10 protein-coding genes are annotated in these 14977 nt (G+C 76.5%); 6 read left to right on the top strand and 4 right to left on the bottom strand.

All coding sequences use genetic code 11. The annotated features are described in order from the left end of the window. Positions 1-9 precede the first annotated feature (9 nt). Positions 10-1455 carry a trypsin-like peptidase domain-containing protein gene (locus tag ANAEK_RS02055; RefSeq protein WP_012524489.1) on the bottom strand — a complete coding sequence of 482 codons (1446 nt, stop codon included), beginning with the start codon at positions 1453-1455 and terminating at the stop codon, positions 10-12. Positions 1456-1664: 209 nt separating this feature from the next. On the opposite strand from ANAEK_RS02055, the gene clpB reads away from it, so the two are divergent. Continuing rightward, a complete protein-coding gene (gene clpB / locus ANAEK_RS02050) occupies positions 1665-4277 on the top strand; it encodes an ATP-dependent chaperone ClpB (protein ID WP_012524488.1) in 2613 nt (870 codons plus the stop codon). A gap of 132 nt (positions 4278-4409) precedes the next feature. Then, positions 4410-5252, top strand: a complete 843-nt coding sequence (locus tag ANAEK_RS02045; RefSeq protein ID WP_012524487.1) for an LEA type 2 family protein — start codon at positions 4410-4412, stop codon at positions 5250-5252. Positions 5253-5259: 7 nt separating this feature from the next. On the opposite strand, the gene ANAEK_RS02040 is transcribed toward ANAEK_RS02045, so the two are convergent. From ANAEK_RS02040 to truA, 3 genes are all read right to left on the bottom strand, one after another. Beyond that, a complete protein-coding gene (locus ANAEK_RS02040; RefSeq protein ID WP_012524486.1) occupies positions 5260-5703 on the bottom strand; it encodes a bacteriohemerythrin in 444 nt (147 codons plus the stop codon). Between the two features lie 168 nt (positions 5704-5871). After that, complete coding sequence (gene asd, locus ANAEK_RS02035; RefSeq protein WP_012524485.1) at positions 5872-6960, bottom strand: aspartate-semialdehyde dehydrogenase; 1089 nt, start codon at positions 6958-6960, stop codon at positions 5872-5874. 109 nt (positions 6961-7069) lie between these two features. Continuing rightward, positions 7070-7807 carry a tRNA pseudouridine(38-40) synthase TruA gene (gene truA / locus ANAEK_RS02030; RefSeq protein ID WP_012524484.1) on the bottom strand — a complete coding sequence of 246 codons (738 nt, stop codon included), beginning with the start codon at positions 7805-7807 and terminating at the stop codon, positions 7070-7072. A 55-nt stretch (positions 7808-7862) separates the two neighbouring features. Here truA and ANAEK_RS02025 point away from each other — a divergent pair, with 55 nt between their 5' ends. From ANAEK_RS02025 to ANAEK_RS02010, 4 genes are all read left to right on the top strand, one after another. Next, positions 7863-9125, top strand: a complete 1263-nt coding sequence (locus ANAEK_RS02025; protein WP_012524483.1) for a hypothetical protein — start codon at positions 7863-7865, stop codon at positions 9123-9125. A gap of 57 nt (positions 9126-9182) precedes the next feature. Continuing rightward, positions 9183-10712, top strand: coding sequence for a glycosyltransferase family 39 protein (locus tag ANAEK_RS02020; protein WP_012524482.1), 1530 nt, complete (start codon positions 9183-9185; stop codon positions 10710-10712). 97 nt (positions 10713-10809) lie between these two features. After that, positions 10810-11859 (top strand): polyprenyl synthetase family protein, encoded by a 1050-nt coding sequence (locus ANAEK_RS02015; protein WP_012524481.1) that lies wholly within the window; start codon positions 10810-10812, stop codon positions 11857-11859. Positions 11860-12233: 374 nt separating this feature from the next. Then, the gene (locus ANAEK_RS02010; RefSeq protein ID WP_012524480.1) at positions 12234-14963 is read left to right on the top strand and encodes a pitrilysin family protein; all 2730 of its coding nucleotides are present in this window, start codon (positions 12234-12236) and stop codon (positions 14961-14963) included. Positions 14964-14977 lie beyond the last annotated feature (14 nt).

Below are 14977 nucleotides of genomic sequence, written 5' to 3'. Positions count from 1 at the left end.
GATCCTAGCTCAGTCCAGATCCAGCTCGATCCAGCTCAGCTGGCCGCGGCGCTCCACCCGGAGCACGCCGGGACCGCCGGGGGGGAGCGCGGCCACGGCCGCCTTGAGCGCGGCGAGCGAGGCGACGGGCGTCCGGTTCACCGCGTGGATCACGTCGCCGGGCTCGAGCGCGGCGCCCGCCTGCCCGGCCTCGGGCACCCGCGCCACCACCACCACGCCCGCCGGCGAGCGCAGCTCGGGCATGGCGGCGCGCGCCTGCGCGTCGAGGTCCATCGCCACCACCCCGAGCCGCGGGACGGTGCTGCGCGCCAGGTCCGCCACCTCGGCGAGCCGCTCGGCCGGGCGGCGCGGCTCCACGCCCGCCACCTTCACCGAGAGCACGTCCTCGCCGCGCCGGAGCGCCAGCGCGAGCGGCGCGTCCGCCGGGTGCAGGTAGATCGCCGGCGCCAGCGAGGGCATCCCGTCGATGGGCCGCCCGTCCACCGACACGATGATGTCGCCGGCCAACACGCCCGCCTTCTCCGCCGGGCTGCCGGGGGCCACGTCGCCGACCACCACGCCCCAGTCCTGCGAGAGCCGGAGCCCGGCCGCCAGCCCGGGGGTGATGGCCTGGGCGGCGAGCCCGATCATGCTGTGCTCCACGCGGCCGTGGCGCCGCAGGCTCTCGTACACGTACTTCACCACGTCGGAGGGGATCGCGAAGCCCAGCCCCTCGCTCCCGCCGCCCTGCGTGAGGATGAACGTGTTGATGCCGACCACGTTGCCGTCGGTGTCCACCAGCGGCCCGCCGCTGTTCCCCGGGTTGATGGGCGCGTCGGTCTGGATGTAGACGACCGGCCGCGCCGGGTCGGGCTGCCGCGCCACCGACGAGACCACGCCCATGGTCACGGTGCTGGCGAGCCCCTCCGGGCTGCCGACCGCGAACACGAGCTGGCCGGGGCGGACCTCGCGCCGCCCGAGCGCCAGCACCGGCAGGTTCCGCGCGTCGATCTTGAGGAGCGCGAGGTCGATCTCCGGCTCCACGCCGATGACCCGCGCGTCGTAGATGCGCCGGGCGGTGTGCGCCGCCGGGCCGCGTCCCTCCGGCAGCAGGATCCGGACCCGCTGAGCGCCCGCGACGACGTGCGCGTTCGTGACGATGTAGCCGTCCGGGTCCACCACGACGCCGGACCCGAGGACGCGCTGGCGCACGATCGCGCCGGAGGCGGTCTCGTCGGCCGGCGCGTAGCCGCTCACCGTGACCTGCACCACCGCGGGCGAGATCTTCTCGATCACCTCGCCGAGCGCCGCGTCGAGCGCGCGCAGGATGCCGGTGCCGGCCGGCCCCTTCGCCTTCGGGGGCGCCTGCGCCGGCGGCGCCGCCTTCGGGCCCGCGCCCGCCGCCCCCGGCGCCCCGAGCACCCCGAGCGCCGCCGCCAGCGCCATCGCCTTCCACCCCTGCCCGCCGCTCGCCATGGCCGTCCTCTCCCGCCCGGACCGCCGGGCCTCGGGCGGAAGTCTCCACGCCGGGCGCCCCCAGGCAAGGGAGGAATGCGTGACGGATCGTGCGCGATCGGCGCCCGGACGACCCTCCGGCGAGGGAACCCGACCCCCCCCCCCTCCGGCCCGGCGGCGCGGCGGGACGGCTCGCTTGCCAGGGGTCCTCCCGGTCTTACGTTGGCGCCATGCGAATGGAAAAGCTCACCGTGAAGGCGCAGGAGGTCCTCGCCGCCGCGCAGGGGGAGGCGCGCCGCCGCGACCACCAGGCCGTGGACGTCGAGCACCTCGTGCTCGCGCTGCTGGCGCAGGAGGAGGGCATCGCGCGCCCGGTGCTGGAGAAGATCGGCGCGGACCCGCGCCTGGTCGCCTCGCGGGTGGAGGACGAGCTGCGCTCGCTGCCGAAGGTGTCGGGCGCGGAGCCCTACCCGGCCAACCGGCTGCTGAAGCTCTTCGACCGGGCCGAGGACGGGGCCCGCAAGCTGAAGGACGAGTACGTCTCGACCGAGCACCTGCTGCTCGCCGCCGCCGAGGACAAGGGCGGCGCCGGCGACGCGCTGCGCGCGTCCGGCGCCACGCCCGACCGCGTCCGCCAGGCGGTGCAGGAGGTGCGGGGCGGCGCGCGCGTCACCTCGCCCGAGGCCGAGAGCCAGTACCGCGCGCTCGAGAAGTACGCGAAGGACCTCACCGACCTCGCCAGGAAGGGCAAGCTCGACCCGGTCATCGGCCGGGACGACGAGATCCGGCGCGTGGTCCAGATCCTGTCGCGCCGCACCAAGAACAACCCGGTGCTGGTGGGCGACCCCGGCGTGGGCAAGACCGCCATCGTGGAGGGCCTGGCCCGCCGCATCGTGGACGGCGACGTCCCGGAGGGCCTGAAGAACAAGCGGCTGCTCGCGCTCGACCTGGGCGCGCTGCTCGCCGGCGCGAAGTTCCGCGGCGAGTTCGAGGAGCGGCTGAAGGCCGTGCTGAAGGAGGTGACCGGCTCGGAGGGCCAGATCATCCTCTTCATCGACGAGATGCACACCATCGTGGGCGCCGGCGCCGCCGAGGGCGCCATGGACGCGGGCAACATGCTGAAGCCCGCGCTCGCCCGCGGCGAGCTGCACGCGGTGGGCGCCACCACCGTGAACGAGTACCGCAAGCACATCGAGAAGGACCCGGCGCTGGAGCGGCGCTTCCAGCCGGTGTTCGTGGGCGAGCCGTCGCTCACCGACACCATCTCGATCCTGCGCGGCCTGAAGGACCGGTACGAGCTGCACCACAAGGTCCGCATCCAGGACGCGGCGCTGGTGGAGGCGGCGCGGCTGTCGAGCCGCTACATCACGGATCGCTTCCTGCCCGACAAGGCCATCGACCTGGTGGACGAGGCGGCCAGCCGGCTGCGCATCGAGATCGACTCGATGCCGACCGAGGTGGACGAGGTGCGCCGGCGCATCGGGCAGCTCGAGATCGAGCGGCAGGGCCTGCGCAAGGAGCAGGACGAGGCCTCCCGCGCGCGGCTCGCCGCGGTCGAGAAGGAGCTCGCCGCGCGCAACGAGGAGTTCACCGCGCTGAAGGGGCGCTGGGACGCCGAGAAGGCGGTGATCCAGGAGCTGAGCCAGGCGCGCCAGGAGCTGGAGACGCTGAAGGTCGAGCAGGCCGCGGCCGAGCGGCAGGCCGACTTCCAGAAGGCCGCCGAGATCAAGTTCGGGCGGCTGCCGGAGCTGACGCGGCGGGTGAAGGCCGCCGAGGAGAAGCTGGCCGAGGCGCAGACCCGCGGCGCCATGCTGAAGGAGGAGGTGACGCCGGAGGAGATCGGCGAGGTGGTCTCGAAGTGGACCGGCATCCCGGTCTCGCGCCTGATGGAGGGCGAGGTCGAGAAGCTGCTCGGGATGGAGCAGCGCCTCCACGAGCGGGTGGTCGGGCAGGAGGAGGCGGTGAGCGCCGTCTCCGCGGCGGTGCGCCGGGCCCGCTCCGGGCTGCAGGATCCGAACCGCCCCATCGGCTCGTTCATCTTCCTCGGCCCGACCGGCGTGGGGAAGACCGAGACCGCCCGCGCGCTCGCGCAGTTCCTGTTCGACGACGAGCGGGCCATGGTCCGGCTCGACATGTCCGAGTACATGGAGAAGCACACCGTCTCGCGGCTCATCGGCGCGCCCCCGGGCTACGTCGGCTACGAGGAGGGCGGGCAGCTCACCGAGGCGGTGCGGCGGCGGCCGTACGCGGTGGTGCTCTTCGACGAGATCGAGAAGGCGCACCACGACGTGTTCAACGTGCTGCTCCAGATCCTCGACGACGGCCGGCTCACCGACGGCCAGGGCCGCACGGTGGACTTCCGCAACACGGTCATCATCATGACCTCCAACATCGGCTCGGCCGACATCCAGCGCCTCGCCGGCCGCCCCGGCGCGGACATGCAGCAGATCCGCGAGGCGGCGCTCGAGCACCTGCGGGGCGAGTTCCGCCCCGAGTTCCTGAACCGGGTGGACGAGATCGTGGTGTTCCGGCCGCTCGGCCGCGAGGACGTGGGCCGGATCGTGGAGATCCAGCTCGCCCGGCTGCGCAAGCTCATCGAGGAGCGCCACGTCACCCTCGAGCTCACCGAGGCGGCGCGCGAGGCCATCGCCGACGCCGGGTACGATCCGGTCTACGGCGCGCGCCCGCTGAAGCGCGCCATCCAGCGGATGGTGCAGGACCCGCTCGCGACCCGCCTGCTCCAGGGCGAGTTCAAGGCCGGCGACCACGTGGTCGTGGACGAGGGCAAGGACGGCAACATCGTCTTCCGCAAGGGCGAGCGGCCGGAGGTCACCGTCCACTGAGGGTGACGGGGGTGGGACCGGCGGCGCATGTGCGCCCCGGCCCCACCTCGCCCGACGCCGGGCCTGTCGGCCCCGGATCGCGGCGGACTACAACCGGACGGCCCGCCTCCCGCGGGCCCCGGAGGTCCCCGCATGCGTCCGCTCGGCCACGCAGCCCTCGCCGCCCTCGCCGCGCTGCTCGCCCTCGCCGTCGCCTGTGGCGGCCGCGCGGCGCGGACCCCGCCGCTCGCGGTGGACCCGCCGGCGTTCCGCCCCGAGGCGCTCCTCCCCACCGGCGCCGACGCGTACGGCGTGGCGCTGGCGCTCTCCGGCCGGATCGAGAACCCGAACCCGGTGGCCCTGCCGGTGGCGGGCTTCACCTACGCGTTCGAGGTGATGGGCGCGGCGGCCGGCGGCGGGCAGGTGGCGAGCGACCTCGTCCTCCCGGCCGGCGGCGCGTTGCCGGTGACGGTCCCGGTCCGGCTGCGCTGGGCCGACGTCCCTGGCTTCCTGGAGGCGCTCGCGACGCGCCCCTCGGTGCCGGTGACGGTGAGCGGCGCCGCGCGGGTGCGGGCCGGCGACGGCACGGTGGCGGCGCCGTACCGGATCGACGGCAGCGTGGTGCTGCCGCGCCTGCCGACGGTGACGCTGGCCGACGCGGTGGTGCGCGAGTCCACCCTGTTCCACACCGTGGTCGAGCTGCGCATGAGCGTTCGGAACCCGAACCCGTTCCCGCTGCCCACGGGGCGCCTCTCCTACGACCTCCGCGTCTCGGGCGTGCCGGTGATCCAGGCGGCGAAGTCCGCGCTCGACGCGGTGCCGCCGCAGGGGCAGGCGACGGTGGTGGTGCCGGTCCGCTTCTCGACCGTGGGCGCGGCCGCGGGCGCGCTGGCCGGCGCGGCGCGCGGCCGGGCGGACCTGTCGATGTCCGGGCGGGCCGGCTACGGCGCGCTGGAGGTGGGCGTGGACCTGCGCGGCGCGCTCGCGGCGCGGTGAGGCCGGCCTACACCGCGGCGGCGCCCGGCGCGCCGGGGCGCGAGACCACGAAGCGCGCGGTCATCGCGTCCATGGTCCGGATGTGCTGGACGAACCAGGCCGGCACCGTCTCGAACAGGTAGCCCCGGAGCCGCACCGGATCGCCGCCCTCGCGAAAGGCGCGCGCCTCCCCGTCCATCTCGGCGAGCACGCGGTCGTGCTCCCCCTTGTGCTGCGGATAGGCGGGGAAGCCCGTCTCGCGCATGACCTGCTCCTCCCGGAGGAAGTGCTCGCGGGTGTGGACGGCGAGCAGCGAGAGCCGCTCCAGCACCGTCTCCAGCCCGCCCGTCCGGGCGCGGTGCGCCTCGAGCGCCTCGCCCAGCCCCTCCAGCAGCCGCACCTCCTCCGCGTGGTCCTCGTTCATGAACGGGAGCGGCAGCTCGGGGATCTGGCTGGCGTCGACGAAGCGCATGGGGCAGGCGGCCTCCGGCGGCTCCGGTGGGATGCCGCGGCAGCGCTGATGTAACCCGGCGCGAACCGCGGCGCCTCGCCCTCGGCCGGGGCGGCGGCGGCCGAGACGGCGGCCCCCTCGCCGGCAGGCCGGCGAGGGGGCGCGGGGGAGGCGGGCGAGCGGGCGGGGCTACTTCGCCTGGATGTAGCCGTCCGAGGTGAGGAGCTCGGCGGTGAGCACCGCGCCGCCGGCGGCGCCGCGCACCGTGTTGTGCGACAGGCACACGAACCGGTAGTCGAAGATCGCGTCGGGGCGCAGCCGGCCGATGGTGACCGCCATGCCGTTGCCGGCGTCGCGGTCGAGCCGGGTCTGCGGGCGGGACTCGTCCTCGAAGTACTGGAGGAACGGCTTCGGCGCCGAGGGCAGCCCCAGCTTCTGCGGCTTGCCGGAGAAGCTCTTCCACAGCTCCAGCACGTCGTCCCTCGACGGCTTGCGCTCGAAGGACACGAACACCGCCGCCATGTGGCCGTCGGAGGCGGGCACGCGGATGCACTGCGCGCTGATGACCGGGTCCTGGGCGGCGACGATCCTGCCGCCCTCCACCCGGCCCCAGATCTTCATCGGCTCCTTCTCGCTCTTCTCCTCCTCGCCCTTGATGAAGGGGATGAGGTTGTCCACCATCTCCGGCCACGACTCGAACGTCTTCCCGGCGCCGGAGATCGCCTGATACGTGGCGACCGCGATGCGCTTCGGGCCGAACTTCATGAGCGGGTGGATGGCCGGCACGTAGCTCTGGAGCGAGCAGTTCGGCTTCACCGCCACGAAGCCGCGCGAGGTGCCGAGCCGCTTGCGCTGCGCCTCGATCACCGCCGCGTGCTCCGGGTTGATCTCGGGCACCATCATCGGCACGTCCGGCGTGCCGCGGTGGGCGGAGTTGTTCGAGACCACCGGCGTCTCGTGCTTCGCGTAGTCCTCCTCGAGCCGGGCGGTCTCGTCCTTCGGCATGTCCACCGCGCAGAAGACGAAGTCCACCTCGCCGGCGATGGCCGCCACGTCGGAGGCGTTCTTCACCGTGAGCCCGGCGGTCGCCGCGGGGAGCGCCGACCTGAGCGCCCAGCGCCCCTTCACCGCGTCGGCGTACTTCTGCCCGGCCGAGTTGGCGCTGGCCGCGACCAGCGTGACCTCGTACCAGGGGTGGTGCTCGAGCAGGGCGACGAAGCGCTGACCGACCATGCCGGTGGCGCCGAGGACTCCGACCTTCAGCTTCTTCTGGCTCATGGCTCCTCTCCTCCGAGGAGGGGCGAACGCGAGGGGAAAGGCGGAGAGGGTAGCACACCGGGGGCGGGGGCCCACGGCTCCCGCCTCCTGGGGAGCGGCCGCGCCCGGGTCAGTAGAAGACCTCCTCCAGGAACAGCCCCTGCGGCGGCGCGGTCGGCCCGGCCTCGGTGCGATCGCCGCGCGCGAGCAGGTCGAGCATGGAGCCGGGCGCCCGCCTGCCCCGCCCCACCTCCACCAGCGTGCCGACGATGTTCCGCACCATGTGCTTCACGAACGCGGTCGCCTCGATCACGACCTCGATCCGCCCGCCCGCCTCGCCCAGCACGTCCAGGCGGCGCACCTCGCGCACGGCGTGCTCGCAGGCGCAGTCGGAGGCCTGGAACGCGGCGAAGTCGTGGCGTCCCACGAGGTGGGCGGCCGCCTCGCGGACGCTCGCGAGCTCGAGCGGGTGGAAGTGCTGCCAGGCCTGCAGCCGGGTGAGCGGGGCGCGGGTGGGCAGGTTCTCGATCACGTAGCGGTAGCGCTTGCCGCGCGCGCTGCGCCGGGCGTCGAAGCCGTCCGGCTCCAGGCTGGCCGCGCGCACCGCCACGTCGGGCGGCAGCAGCGCGTTCATGCCCATGACGTACGCCTTCACCGGCAGCGGCCGATCCTCGGGGAACGAGACCACCTGGCCGCGCGCGTGGACGCCCGCGTCGGTGCGCCCCGCCGCGGTGACCCGGCGCGGCGCCTTGTGCAGGGTGGCGAGCGCCCGCTCGACCTCCGCCTGGATGGAGGGCCCGTTCGGCTGGACCTGCCAGCCGACGTACGCGGTCCCGTCGTACTCCAGCACGAGCTTCACCACCGGCACGCGGCGAAGGTACCACGCCCTCGCGGCCGGGCGGCCCGATGCGCAGGGTCCGGGCATGCGGACCGCCCCCGTCTCCGCCGTCGTGGTGCTGCGCCCGGTCGCCCTGCTCGCGGTGGCGCTCGCGGTCGCCGCCCTGCTCGCGCGGTGCGGCTCCGGGGGCGACGGGGGCGGCGCGACGCCGCCGCCCGGGGACGGCGGGCCGAACCCGCCGCCCGCCCCGCCGCCGGGGGCGCCGGGCTGGGCGGTCGCGGCCGCGGAGCGCTTCGAGGCGACGCTGCCCGACGGCGCGTTCGCGCCGGACCCGGTGCCGGACGACGGCCCGTTCTCGGACGGCGGCGCGTTCTTCGCTTCACGCAGCGTGACCCCGCCGGCGGCGTTCCGCGCCTCGACGCCCGCGGGCGCGGGCGGCTGGTTCACGATCGAGTCGTACACGCGCCGCGCGGGCGCCTCGACGCACGAGCTCGCCGAGGTGGTCCAGGACCCGGCCGATCCCTCCAACCACGCGCTGCGGATCACCTCGCGCGCGCACACCGACGCGACCGTGCTCCGCCCCTCCGCGCCGCTCCCGGCGCGCTACCGCGTCTCGGTGCGGGTGGGCTTCCCGTCCTTCGGCGACGGGGTCGCGGGCGGGCCGAACGGCTACGACGGGCCCGCCGACGCCGGGCCGTGGTGGCCGGGCGAGGACGCGACCCGGCAGAACGGGTTCTACTGGCTCACCATCCTGGATCGGCTCCCGCGCCCGCACGTCAACACCTGGATCCACCACCACCGCAAGGTGGTGGTGGACTCGGACAACCACTACCCGCCGTGGATGGAGATCTGGGACGGCGGCCGCTTCGTGTGGTCGGGCGAGCACCCGGTGATGCTGTTCGCGCTCGACGGCACGCAGCCCGGCACCGAGCGCACCGGCCCGCCCTTCCTCTCCTTCTCGAACGGCGCCTGGCAGCCGTCCGGCGCGATCCGCGCGGTGGACGCCTACCTGCCGGACACCTGGTACCGGCTGACCATCGAGCGCGACGGGCCGCGCTACACGATCGAGGTCTCCGGGCGCTTCCGGTACGGCGGCGAGCAGACCTACCGCGCCACCATCGACGCCGCGGCCGCGTGCGTTTTCCACTACCCGGTGGACGCGGCCGAGGCGGCCGGCGCGGCGCGCTGCGTGGACGAGGGCGCGTTCGCGTCGGTGGGGCCGGCCTACCCGCGCTGGCCCGCCGGCGGCGCCTGGCCGGACTGGTTCATGCTCGGCGATCCGCACGTGAACTACTACGAGGGCAGCGTGCTCTACGACGACCTCGTGCTCGAGACCTGGCGCGAGTGAGCCGCCCGGCCCGCCAGGGAGCGGGGCCGCGGCCCCGAGGCGGGCTAGGCTCGCGGCGTGGACCCGACCCAGCGCGCGCGCCGGCCGCTCGTGGACGCGCCGCGCGCGCTCGCGGCGCTCGCGTTCGCGCTGCACGCCGCCTGCGGCGGGCGCTACGGCATCTTTCGCGACGAGCTCTACTTCGTCGCCTGCGGGCGGCGCCTCGCGGCCGGCTACGTGGACCAGCCGCCCGGCATCGCGGTGGTGGCGCGGCTCGCCTCGGAGCTGTTCGGCACCTGGGTGCCCGGGCTGCGGCTCCCGGCCTGGCTCGCCTCGGCGGCGACGGTGCTCCTCGCCGGCCGCCTCGCCGCGCGGCTCGGGGCCGGCGCGGCCGGGGCGGCGCTCGCGTCGGCGGCCACGCTCGCGTGCGGCGTCCTGCTCGCGCTCGGGCACTACCTCACCATGAACGCGTTCGAGCCGCTGCTCGTGCTCGCGCTGGCGCTGCTCCTGGTGCGCCTCGCCGACGGCGGCGACCCGCGCCTCTGGGTGGCGGCCGGCGCGGTGGCCGGGCTCGCCGCGCTCTTCAAGTACACCTCGGCGCTGGTGGCGCTGGCGCTCCTCGCCGGCGTCGCGGCGACCTCGGCGCGGCGCGCGCTCCGGACGCGCTGGGCGCTCGCGGGCGCGGCGGTGGGGCTGCTCGCGGTGCTCCCCAACCTCGCCTGGCAGCTCGCGCACGGGCTCCCGTTCCTGGAGCTGGTGCGGAACGGGCAGCTCCACAAGAACGCGCCCACCTCGCCGTCCGCGTTCGCGCTCGCGCTCCTGCGCGACGCGAACCCGCTGCTCGCGCCGCTGTGGCTGGGCGGCCTCGGCTGGCTCGTCGGCCGGCCGGGAGCGCCGGGCGCGCGGGCGCTCGGGATCGGGGCCGCGCTCTACCTCGCGCTCCTCGCCGCCACCGGCGGGAAGCCCTACTACGCCGCGCCGGTGCTGCCGCTGCTGCTCGCGGCGGGCGGGGCCGCAGCGGCGCGGCTGCTCCGCCGCCCGGCCCTGCGGCTCGCCGCGCCCGCGCTGACCGTCCTGTCCGTCGCGCCGGCGCTGCCGCTCGCGCTCCCGCTCCTGCCGGAGCCGGCGTTCGTCCGCTGGCAGGCGGCGCTCGGCGTGGAGCCGGAGCGGATGGAGCGGACCACCTACGGCGTCCTCCCGCAGATCTTCGCCGACCAGCACGGCTGGCGCGAGCTCGTGCGCGGCGTCGGCGAGGCGGCCGCGACGCTCGCGCCGGCGGAGCGCGCCACCGCGGCGGTGTTCGGCCAGAACTACGGCGAGGCGGCCGCGGTGGACGTGTACGGCGCGGACCTGGGGCTGCCGCCGGCCATCTCCGGCCACAACCAGTACTGGCTGTGGGGCGTGCCGCCCGGCCGCGGCGACCCGATCCTCGTGATCTCCGACGCGGACGAGGACTGCGGGGGCGCGTTCCGCGAGCGCGTGCTGGCGGCTCGGCTGCCCTCGAGCCCGTGGGTGATGCCGTACGAGGACGCGCGCTGGATCTGGATCTGCAGGGGGCTGCGGCGCCCGCTCGCCGGGCTGTGGCCCGCGCTCCGGTCCTACCAGTGAGCGGCGCGCCCGGCGGGCCGCATTCGTTGACCCCGCGGCGCCAGCCGCGCTATATGCGGCTTCAACTTTCGTTGAAGGTTCCCCCGGAGGCGCGGAAATGGCGGCGCAAGAGCAGGCCATCCTCTCCCAGCTCGACGCGAGCGCGCAGCGCGGCGTCCGCCCGGAGCGCGCGCAGGCGGCGCTCGCCGGCGTGCCGAGCCTCCCGGAGAGCCTGCTCGAGCTGGAGGCGCAGCTCACCCGCGCCACCGAGGACGCCGAGGCGAAGCTCCAGGCCGCCGCGCGCCACCTCGTCTCCGCCGGCGGCAAGCGCATCCGGCCCATGGTGACGCTGCTCGCCTGCGGCGCCTGCGGCGGCGAGATGCGCGGCGCGGTGCCGTACGCGGTGGCCGCCGAGCTGACCCACTCGGCCACGCTGCTGCACGACGACGTCATCGACGACGGCCCGGTGCGCCGCGGCCAGCCGGCCTCGCGCGTCATCTGGGGCAACGCCGTGTCGGTGCTCTCCGGCGACTGGCTGCTCACCCGCGCGCTCGAGATCGTCTCGGCCGAGCCGGCCCGCTCCGCGGCGCTGCCGCCGCTGCTCGCCACCATGCGGCGGCTGGTGGAGGGCGAGGTGCTCCAGCTCTCGCTCCGCGGCGGCTTCTCCGCCACCGAGCAGGCGTACATGGACGTGGTGATGGGCAAGACCGCGTCGCTGTTCGGCTGGGCGGCCGCGGCCGGCGCCTGGGCCGCCGGCGAGGTGGGCGAGATCCCCGCCGCGCTGGTGCGCTTCGGCGAGGGCATCGGGGTCGCGTTCCAGCTGGTGGACGACGCGCTCGACTACGCCGCCGATCCGCGGCTCCTCGGCAAGCGGCTCGGCACCGACCTCATCGAGGGGAAGGCCACGCTGCCGCTCATCCGCGCCTGCGAGGCGGAGCCGGCGCTGCGGGAGCGGCTCGGGGGCGTGGTGGACGGCACCGCGGACGTGGAGACGGTGGCCGGCGAGGTCATCGCGGTCGTGAAGCGCGTGGGCGGGGTGGACGCCGCGCGCGCGCTCGCCCGCGAGCACACCCGCACCGCGCTCGAGGCGCTGGAGCAGGTGCCGGACGGCGTGCACCGCCGGGCGCTGCACGCGGCCGCGCTGCAGCTGACCGAACGGGCGTTCTGATCGTACCGAGGGCTGCGCCCTCGCCCCGCCGGCAGAGCCGTCGGGGCCCCACTCCTGCTGCGCGGGGCCCGTGACCGCTCGCGGAGCGTGACGACGAGGGCTGCGCCCTCGCCCCGCCGGCAGAGCCGTCGGGGCCCCACTCCTGCTGCGCGGGGCCCGTGACCGCTCGCGCCCGCCTTCGCGGGCGCGCGAGCGGTCCCCGCGGCGAGGGGCTGCGCCCCTCCCCCGCTGCGCGGGGGCCCCCTCCCTGCTTGCCGTCGTGCTGCGTGGATTCGCCGGTTCGACGTGGCGCGGGAGGCGCGTGGCACCGACGCTCGGTTCGGGGACCACCCGGGTACTCCGTTTCGCCCGCGCCGGTCCATACCTGCCAATCGATGCGCGCCCGCGTCGCCGCGCTCGTCCCGCTCCTGCTCGCGTCCTGCGCCCTCGGCAGGCCCCGGCTCTCCACGCCGGCCTGCGCCACCGGCGCGGAGGCGCTGCCCTCCGGGATCCAGCTGGTCGCGTATGCGCTGCCGCACCGGCCGGACACGCTGGTGGCCGCGTCGTACCGGGTCGGCAGCGCGCGCGACCCGGCCGGGAAGGAGGGCCTCGCGCACCTCGTCGAGCACCTCTCCTTCCGCGCGCACCGCGGCGGCGGGCGCGCCCTGTCGGCGCAGCTCGAGGCGGAGGGGGTCGAGTTCGACGGGCGCACCTCGGCGGACGCCACCGACTTCCACGCGGTGGGCGACCCCGAGCAGCTCGACGCGCTGCTCCGCATCGAGGCGGACCGGCTGCGCGACCCGCTGGCGGGGGTGGACGAGGCGGAGCTGCGCCGGGAGCGCGAGGTGGTCCTGCAGGAGCTGGCGCTGCGGGGCGACCCGGACGCGCTCTGGCCGCAGGTGGACTGGCTGACCGCCCGCGCGCTGGCGGGCCACCCCTACGGACGGATCGCCACGCCCGGCTCGCTGCGCGCCATCACGCTCGAGGACGTGCGCGCGTTCGCCCGGGCGCACTACCGCCCGGAGAACCTGCTGCTCATCGTGGCGGGGCCCGCGCCGGCGGAGGCGGTGGCCGCCCGCGCCCGCGCCGCGCTCGGCGAGCTGGCCACGCGGCCGGGCCAGGCGGCGGACCCGCCGGTGCCGCCGCCCGAGCTCGGCGCCGCGCGGCCGGCGGCGCTCGACGTGGTGCGCGCGCCGGTGGAGCGCGCCTGGCTGCTGCTCACGGTGCCGCTCCCGGGCGACGCGGCCGCCGGCGGCGCGCGCGCGTACCTCGCGCTGCGCGCGCTCGAGGCGCAGGTGGAGCAGGTGCTCTCCGGGCCGGACCGCGAGCGCGCGCTCTCGGTGGAGCTGCTCGTCCACGGGATGGACGGCGCGTCGCTGCCGGTGATCCGGATCGGCCTGCGCGGCCCCGACGACGCGCGCCCGCTGGTCGAGCGGCTCCGCGCCGGCCTGCGCTTCGCCGGCTGGCAGGGCGGGCCGGATCCGGGGGGCGAGGAGCTGCGCGACCGGCTGGTGCTGGACGCGCACGTGCGGCTCGAGGCGCTCGACGCGTCCGAGGTCGCCCGCTGGATCCGGCTCACCGGCCGCACCGACTACCTCACCGGCATGCCCGCGGCGGTCGGCGCCGCGGTGACGCCGGACCGCGCCGAGTTCGCCCGCCGGTGGCTGCGCGAGGAGCGCCTGGTGGCGCTGGCCGTCGTTCCCGGCGAGGCGCCGCGGGACGACGCGCCGCCGCGCCTCCCCGGCGCGAGCGCGCTCGACGACGACGACCCGCACGGCGCCGCGGCCGCCGGCGAGCCCGCGCCCGCGCGCGACGCGGCCCGCGCCATGCGCCCGCCACACCTCGACAGCGCGCGCCGGCGCAAGCTGAAGAACGGCGTGCGGGTGATCGTGTCGCCGCGCCCCGGCTACCGCGTGCTCTCCGCGCACCTGGTGGTGCGCACCGAGCCCGCCGGCCCGCTGGAGCGCGTGTTCGAGGTGCTGGCGCTCCGCTCGGCCCGGTGCGCGGACCGGCCGGCGACGGTGGGCGGCGACCGGCTGGAGTTCGGCGCGCGCGCGCCCACCGAGCTGGTGGACCTGGCGCTCGCGCAGGTGGCCTGCCGCGCGGGCGACCTCCGCGTGGACGCCGCCGCGTTCGAGCGCGAGCGCGACGCCATGGCGGACGCGCTGCGGCGCCGCCCGCCCACGCTGCACGAGGCCGCCGGGCAGCAGCTGCTCGAGCTGCTCTACCCCGGGCACCCGTACTCCGCCGAGGTCACCGAGGCGCGGGTGCGCGCGTTCCGCGCCGCGGACGCGGGCAAGTGGCTCGGCCTGAACGTCCGGCCGGAGCGGGCCGCCCTCGTCATCGCCGGCGACGTCGCCGCGACCGACGCGCTGTTCGAGCGGATCGAGCAGCGGCTCGGGCGCTGGCGGCCGCGCGGCGGCGACGGCAAGCTGCCGCCCCGCCCGCCGGCGCCGTTGCCCGGGCGCCGCGAGCTGGTGGTGGTGGACCGCCCCGGCTGGCGGGTCGCCGAGGTGCTGGTGGGCGTGCGCGTCCCGCCGCGCGGCGCCCGGGACGAGGCGGCGTTCCGGACGCTCTCCTGGCGGCTCCAGCACGCGCTCACCGCCCGGCTCCGCGACGACGCGGGCCTCACCTACCGCGTGTCCCTGTCGATCCTGGAGCAGTCGCTCGGCAGCGCGCTGGTGCTCTCGACCGCGGTGGACCGCGCGCGCGCCGGCGAGGCGCTGGCGGCGATGCTGGGCGAGCTCGCCGCCTCGGCGCGGCCGCTCGAGCCCGAGGCGCTGGCGCAGGCCCGCTGGCGCGCGGTGCGCCGCGCCGGCCGCGGCCTCGGCACCTCCTGGCGGAACGCGCTGCGGCTCACCGAGATGTTCGTCCACGGCCTGCCGCCGGACGAGTGGGACACGTTCGCGGCGCGCACCGCGTCGCTCGACGCGCGCGCGCTCGTCGCCGAGGCCGGACGCTGGGCGCTCGGTCGCGAGGCGATCGTGGTGGTGGGCGATGCCGCGGCGATCGCGCCGGCCCTGCAGGACGCGGGGGTCCCGGCCCGGGTGCTGCCGGCGATCGCGCGGCGGCTGCCGCCCGGCGCCGCGCAGCCCCTGCCCGGACCGCGCGCAGCGGTGCCGTGAGCGCGGGGGCGCGC

Source organism: Anaeromyxobacter sp. K, assembly GCF_000020805.1.
Lineage (GTDB): Bacteria > Myxococcota > Myxococcia > Myxococcales > Anaeromyxobacteraceae > Anaeromyxobacter > Anaeromyxobacter dehalogenans.
Note: the sequence above shows the minus strand (reverse complement) of the source record. Positions and strands in the feature narration are given on the sequence as shown.